At 54.2% G+C, this 7,130-nt stretch carries 7 protein-coding genes; 1 reads left to right on the top strand and 6 read right to left on the bottom strand.

Annotated elements, in window-relative coordinates; translation table 11 throughout:
• Positions 1-165: 165 nt before the first annotated feature.
• From BUC32_RS19650 to BUC32_RS19625, 6 genes are read right to left on the bottom strand one after another with little or no spacing between them, the layout of a single operon-like run.
• Positions 166-957, bottom strand: a complete 792-nt coding sequence (locus tag BUC32_RS19650) for an SDR family NAD(P)-dependent oxidoreductase (RefSeq protein WP_073257253.1) — start codon at positions 955-957, stop codon at positions 166-168.
• Positions 958-981: 24 nt separating this feature from the next.
• The gene (locus BUC32_RS19645) at positions 982-1,779 is read right to left on the bottom strand and encodes an SDR family NAD(P)-dependent oxidoreductase (RefSeq protein WP_073257250.1); all 798 of its coding nucleotides are present in this window, start codon (positions 1,777-1,779) and stop codon (positions 982-984) included.
• Positions 1,776-2,594 (bottom strand): ABC transporter permease, encoded by an 819-nt coding sequence (locus tag BUC32_RS19640; protein ID WP_073257247.1) that lies wholly within the window; start codon positions 2,592-2,594, stop codon positions 1,776-1,778. The genes BUC32_RS19645 and BUC32_RS19640 overlap by 4 nt, the downstream gene beginning before the upstream one ends.
• A gap of 9 nt (positions 2,595-2,603) precedes the next feature.
• Positions 2,604-3,455 (bottom strand): ABC transporter permease, encoded by an 852-nt coding sequence (locus tag BUC32_RS19635; RefSeq protein ID WP_073257245.1) that lies wholly within the window; start codon positions 3,453-3,455, stop codon positions 2,604-2,606.
• A gap of 22 nt (positions 3,456-3,477) precedes the next feature.
• Positions 3,478-4,638, bottom strand: a complete 1,161-nt coding sequence (locus BUC32_RS19630; protein ID WP_073257242.1) for an ABC transporter substrate-binding protein — start codon at positions 4,636-4,638, stop codon at positions 3,478-3,480.
• Positions 4,639-4,669: 31 nt separating this feature from the next.
• Positions 4,670-5,791, bottom strand: coding sequence for an ABC transporter ATP-binding protein (locus tag BUC32_RS19625; protein ID WP_073257239.1), 1,122 nt, complete (start codon positions 5,789-5,791; stop codon positions 4,670-4,672).
• A 127-nt stretch (positions 5,792-5,918) separates the two neighbouring features.
• Between BUC32_RS19625 and BUC32_RS19620 the strand changes: the two genes are divergently transcribed.
• Entirely contained in the window at positions 5,919-6,713 is a 795-nt protein-coding gene (locus BUC32_RS19620; protein ID WP_073257256.1) for a helix-turn-helix domain-containing protein, read from the top strand.
• Positions 6,714-7,130 lie beyond the last annotated feature (417 nt).

Here is a 7,130-nt window from a genome sequence, read left to right as displayed (position 1 = left end):
CTTGCTTTGGTCCCAACATCGAAATTACCCCCGTTGCTAGGAACAATTGAATCAGTGACACAGCCTCAAATCAATAAGAGTTTTTCAACAGAATCGGCTCAATCCTGCCGTTCACCCTTACTTCCAATGCCGCAACGCGGCTTCACCAAACGGGACGTTCGGTGTTCAGCCTTTGGCGTACCAGCCATTGTCAACATACGTGGCATTACCGTTCACAAAACTGGCTTCATCCGATGCAAGGAACACCACAGCCGCAGCTACCTCTTCCGGATAGCAAATGCGCCCTTGGGTGGCTGCCATGCCAGAGTCTTCCCATTCTTGCCCAGCGGCATCCAGTTCAGCTATTTCTTTGAGGCCGTGAGCGGTTTCAACAAAGCCCGGACAGACTGCGTTGCATCGGATGCCGGCATCGCGGTACTCGGTTGAAATTGTGCGAGCCAGTTGTAGAACAGCGCCTTTGGACATGCAGTAGACTGACTCAAGCGCATAGCCAAGTTCGGCCGCAATCGACGAGGTGATGACGATTGACCCACCGCCATTTGCGCTCATGTCCTGCACGGCACGGCGGCAGGTTAGAAAAGCGGATTTCACGTTTACGTCCATCAGCCAGTCGTATTCTTCTTCGCTGGTTTCATGCATCGCTTTGACAATTATTGTGCCAGCATGATTGAACAGCACGTTGTACGGCCCAAAGGCTTTAAGCGCGGCATCAAAGGCAGCGTTAACTTCGGCATCCTTGGTCACATCGGCATGAAAAAAGGCAGCCTGACCACCAGCGTCGCGGATCATGTCGACGGTTTTGTGCCCCTCTTCATCCTGAATATCGAAGATGCTGACCTTCGCGCCTTCTTCGGCAAACATCAGCGCGGTCGCCCGGCCCATGCCGGTGGCGCCTCCGGTGATGACTGCGACTTTTCCGGCCAAACGACCATTCGGAGTTTTCAGGCTATTGGTCATATCGGAGTCTCTCCTCAAAGGGCGTTAGATGCATTCTCCGCCATCAATGACCAACGCGTGTCCGGTCATGAAAGTGGACATGTCAGAGGCCAGAAACAGGATGGAATTGGCCATTTCATCCGTGGTTCCCCAGCGTCCCATCGGGATCGTTTGCGCCACGTAGTTTTCAAGGTTTTCGCGGCCGCCCATCTGGGTCTCAAACCCGGCGTTAAAGGGCGTATCGATGAATCCGGGGCAAAGCGCATTGAAACGCACATTGTGCTTGGCATAATCCGCAGCCATTTGCCGGGTCATGGCGACAACCGCATGTTTGGTCGTCGCGTAGGCGATCATCTCGCGGTCGTATTGAACGCCTGAGTTTGACGAGGTGATGATGATACTGCCACCTCCCTGCTCTCGCATGTGGCCCACCGCGGCGCGCGCTGCGATAAAATGCGAGCGCACGTTCAGCCGCCACGACATGTCCATACCTTGGACTGGGACCTGCTCGAGATTTCCCTCGATCTGGTAGCCAGCATGAGAGTGCAGAACATCAATGCGCCCATGGGTTCTGACGACCCTGTCGACCTCGGACTTGACCGCCTGATCGTCGGTAACGTCCAGCCCCGACGAGACCGCCTCCAGCCCCTCGGCTTGCAGGTCTTCGACCACCAACGCGGCCTTCTCGGCGTCCAGATCTGTCACCACCACCTGTGCACCATGGCGCGCCATGGCCATCGCACCCGCCCGGCCAATGCCTGATCCAGCGCCTGTGACCAGAGCGACCTTGCCGTCGAGTATCGGAAATGTCTGGGCCTTGAGAGATTTTTCAGCAAGGTTCATCGGGACTTCTTGCCTCCGCGTTGAAGCAACAACTGAGCCGAAATCAGCAGGAACAGGGATACACCCATCACCATCGTCCCGATTGCGTTGATTTCCGGGGTCACGCCACGTCGGATCGACGAGAAGACATAGATTGGCAGCGTCGTCTCGGAACCCGCCACAAAGAATGCGATGATGAAGTCATCAAAGCTGAACGTGAAGCTGAGCAGAAAGCCTGCGAGAATGGCGGGAAAGATCATCGGCAGCGTAACCTGCCGAAACGTCCCCATCGGCGTGGCATAGAGGTCCGAAGACGCTTCGGTCAGGGCACGGTCCATGCCAGCAAGCCGGGCGCGCACGATAATCACCACCAACGCCATAAGGAACATCGTGTGGGCTGCAATCAAAGACCCAATCCCCATGCGTAGCTTTGGAGGCTCAAACCCGTTTGGCCAGATCGCTGCAATCAATGGGTTCAATTGGTCAAACACCGTCACAAGACCAATCAGGGTGGCAATGCCGATCACGATGCCGGGAATCATCACTGCCACATAGATCAACATATCAAAGGCCGCGCGTACCGGGCCACGGATGCCTTGCAATGCCACGGCTGCCATGGTGCCAAAGACGCTGGCACAAAGCGCTGAGCAAAACGCCACGATCAGGCTGGTTTCCAGTGCATCCATCACAAAGGGATTTGACAGCGCTTTACCATACCACTTGGTTGAGAACCCCTGAAGCTGGCTCGCGTGGCGTCCAGCGTTAAAGCTGAACAGGGCGATCACACCAATCGGGATGTAAAGAAAAAGGTAAACGCAGATTGCATAAAGTCTCATCGGTTCGCCTCACATGATCGACACGTCTTCACGGCTTGCGCCGAGGCGGCTGATGAGCCGCATGTAGATCGTGACAGTAATCAGCATGACCACCACAAGGGTGACCGCCACCGCCGATCCGTAAGCCCAATTGCGCGATTGCAGGAACAGATCGACCAGCGCATTGCCGACAAAGAAGACTTTGCCACCACCGAGAAGCGCAGGGATCAGATATTCACCCATCAAAAGGATAAAGACGAGCATACAGCCGGTCGCAATGCCGGGGATCGAAAGTGGGAGCGTGATCTGCAAAAAGGTTTTCCAAGGCTTCGCGCCCAAGTCTGACGAGGCCTCAAGCAGGCGTTTGTCCAGCTTGTCTAGGCTGACATAAATCGGGAACACCATCAGCGGCAGATACCCGTAGATAATGCCAATGAGCACCGCGAATGGCGTGTTGATCAGGCGCAGGCCTTCAATACCAACCCATTCAAGAAGGGCAGGAATACCACGCCCGCCGAGCAGGAAAATCCAAGCATAGCTGCGGATCAGGATCGAGGTCCAGAATGGCACGATCACCAGCACCAGCAGGATGGTTTTCCACTTGGGGTTCGCCTTCACAGCCAGAAAATAGGCCAGAGGATAGGCAATAAGCAGCGCCGACAAGGTGCCAATAGGCGCTAGGGTCATCGTGTTTTTGAACGCGGCCCACCGCGCCGGGAGATTGGCATATTGCTCGAAAGAGAAAGCGAGCACAACGCCTCCGGACGGTGCTCGCTCTCCAAAGCTAAAGATGAAAACAACAGTCAGCGGGATAATCAGCATCACCAGGAACCAGGTTCCTGCTGGTGCCAATAACAGCCAAGTGCGTGTGCGTTGCGTCATGTTTTTTTCACCTTGGTTCGGATCAGGCCGATTTGAACCGTGCCATCAGCTCGGCACGGTTTGGATCAGTCAGTGTCACTGCCGCGCCAAACTCGAGTGGGCTAAGCAGTTCTTGGGCCGGGAAGATGATCGGATCAGATTTCAGGTCATCTGGCAGTTGGTCATAGGTTCGGGAATCCGCCGTCGGATAACCATGCGCCAACACTTCTTTCGCGTTCACACTCGGATCCAGCATGAAGTTGATCAAAGCATAGGCCGCAGCCTTGCGCTCGGAGCTTTTCGGAATGGCCCAGTAGTCACTCCAGATTTCGCCACCCTCTTTGCCAAGAACATAGGCGATCTCGGGCATATCGGTATTGAGCTGTTTGCCGTCACCAGACCAGCAGATGGTCAGCCATGCGTCGCCATTGCGCATACCCGGCTGATAATCCGATGTGATCGCGAAAAGATGCGGTTTCACGTCGATCAGCAGTTTCTCGGCATCCGCGAGCTCTTTTTCGTCAACCGAGTTGAACGAGTACCCAAATGCGTTCAGCGCGCTGCCAATGGTGGTCAGCTGATAGTCATGCACGATGGTACGACCCGAGAACTTGTCCATTGTGATGTCAAAGAACTCTCTCCACGACGAGATCGCATTTCCGCCGTTGTGTTTGGTGTTCACGGCCATGCCGGTCGATCCCCAGTTCTTGGGAACGCCGTAAAGCTTGCCGTTGACCGAGCCCGCCTCAGCGTAACGCGCATCAAAGGCCGACGCGTCAAAGTTCGGCAACAACGAGGTATCCAGGGGTTCGATCAGGTCCTCTTTGACGTAGTCCTCAAAGGTGTAGTTGGTCGGTACATAAACATCCCAACCGGTGGCACCGGCCTGAAGCTTGGCCAGCATCTCTTCGTTTGAGCCGAACACGTTGACCTGTACATGCGCGCCAGTCGCCTCGGTAAAGGCATCAAAGTTGGCTGGATCATGATAGTTCGGCCAGGTCGCTAGAACCACGCGGTCGCCGATGTCGCCTGCAAATGCGGGCTGAGGGCGCAGACCGGGCACCGAAGCCCCCATCACGGCCGCTGCGGCACCAAGGCCAGTCACATTCAGAAAATGACGTCGTGTAATCGAGCCCTTTCTGTAGCTCTCAAGTTTTTCCATGAACTCCTTTTTGGAGATATGGTCGATGGTTTTCTTAGTCATTGTCTTTACTCCCTGTCGTTATGGTCTTTGGTTAGTTTCGGTCGAGTATCAGCGCCGCTGTCGCCTCCCACGACACCGTTGCCGTGTCACCCACGACAAATGCACCTTCAGTGAGTTCAGCCTGACGCGGCGCAAGCACAAGAAAGTCGCCGAGGGTTTCGTGGGTCACGAGGTATTCGGTGTGCTCTCCAAGGAAGATCCGGTTGTGGACCGCAACCTGAAGTCCCTCGCCCTTTCGGTTCAGCTTCATCTGTTCCGGACGCACGCTGATACAGACATCCTGACCTCCTGTCAGGCCTTCGCCAACTGTACCCTGAACCTGCATTCCGTTGTCCAAAACTACGGTCGATAGCTCATCGGATAGCTGCGTTAACTTGCCATTGAAGAAGTTGGAAGTTCCCACGAAATCAGCGATATATCGCGATTTTGGGCGATCATACAGCTCCTGAGGGCTGCCGATTTGCACAATCCGGCCCTCACGCATGATACAGATGCGGTCACTCATCGAAAGCGCTTCTTCCTGATCGTGTGTTACTAGCACAAAGGTGATGCCCAACTGGCGTTGCAGGTCTTGCAACTCGATCTGCATTTCCTTGCGCAGCTTGCGGTCAAGCGCGGCCATGGGCTCGTCCAGCAACAAGAGTTTCGGTTCGTTGATGATCGCGCGAGCCAAGGCAACGCGCTGTTGCTGACCGCCGGACATCTCCCAGATCTTGCGATCCTCAAAGCCCGCCAGCCGAACCACATCTAGGGCCTTGCTCACCCGTTCCGCAATCTGCGCCTTGGGTATACGCGGACGAATCTGGCGCAACCCATAGCCAATGTTCTGAGCTACGGTCATGTGTGGGAACAGTGCATATTGCTGGAACACCATGTTTACCGGACGGTGGTGTGCATTAAGCGTATTCACAACTTCGCCATCCAGCAGCACATCTCCTTCAGTAGGGGCTTCGAAGCCTGCCAGCATACGCAGGGCTGTTGTCTTGCCGCACCCGGATGGGCCCAGAAATGACAGGAACTCGCCCTCGGCAATCGAAAGGTTCAAATCACTGGCGGCTAACACCTCACCGAAACGCTTCGTCACGCCACGAAGTTCCCCGATCGGTTTCCTGTCAGCTGGCTCAGCGTTGCCAGTATATCCCCTATTTTCCATTTATTCCTATCTTTTTCCGATTTGCTGACTACTATCGATATCAGAAAAACTGTAAGAAAATCTGATTTCAGTGTATATACCACGTTTTTAGTATATCAATCTGAATAGCGGTACTCGGAGGATGATCATGAAGGTTCTGTACGAAGCAACCGGAACGCTCATTGACGCTATCGGCACGGAGAGCTTTGCACAAACTTTGTCTGATACGCTAAGGCAGATCACCCCTTTCGATTACACAGTCGTATTCGGGTACTGTGGCCAGGCACGCCCTTTGGATTTGTTTGACGATTTCCCAAGAAACAAACGCAAGGTTTTTGTTGAGGATTATCAGGAAGGCCCTTACCTGCTGGATCCATTTTATCTGATTTGCGAAACGGATTTCGTTCCGGGGCTGCATCGAATACGCGATCTCGCACCGGACAGGTTTTTTCAGGGCGAGTACTATCGCAGCTATTATGCGCGCACCGGGCTTGCCGAAGAAATGGGCTTTGTGATCCGGTTGCCCGAATCCGCCAATGTGGTTGTTTCAGTGATGCGTGCACAAAAGGCATTTTCAGCCAAAGACTTCAGACAACTCAGTGAATTCTGGCCTGTTGTTCAAGCTGCGTGCAAACGTCACTGGGCCGATCTTGCCAACCGGTTTGGACCTGTCGAAGGCGGGGCAACAGATGATGGTCTTTACCAGAGCGTAGCCCTTGCCTTTACCAATTTTGGACAGGATGTCCTGACCCCAAGAGAACGCCAGGTCGTCGAATACACACTCAAAGGACATTCCGCAGACGCCGTGGGGCGTATTCTCAAGATTTCACCGGGTACAGTACGTATCCACCGAAGAAACGTGTACTCAAAACTACAGATCCGGTCCCAGGGAGAGTTATTTTCAAAGTTCATTGATGCGTTGGTTTCAGGCGGATCTCCTTAGCCAACATGCTTCACGAAAACAGCGAATGGCTGCTTCCTTCTGTGCCCTAGCTCCAGAGTTGCCTAGTGCCCTTGTTGGGCGACCGCTTAGGGCTACGTCCGAATAAATGCACATGCAGCAGCACAGGTGCGGATTCACGCCTGCAAGGGGCCGCTTCCGGCCTGATGCGTTTGCGGAAAGTAAACTGGTCTATGGAGTACGCTCAGGGCTTGGAGTCGACCTACGGCAGCGCAGAGAGAATCTTGATTTAATGCGATTGTGGATGGCCGCTTTCAACGTTTTGGTTTGTCAGGTTCGCGCCCGCGGCGAATTCACACTATCCGCCGATTTTGTTGAAAAACTCTTGTTGATTTGAGGTGCAGTCGCTGATTCAATTTCCGTACGGAAGCGGAGGATTTGGCGATGATGGGGCTGAAA

Source organism: Shimia gijangensis (assembly GCF_900142085.1).
GTDB lineage: Bacteria > Pseudomonadota > Alphaproteobacteria > Rhodobacterales > Rhodobacteraceae > Shimia > Shimia gijangensis.
This window is presented reverse-complemented; position numbering and strand designations above follow the sequence as displayed.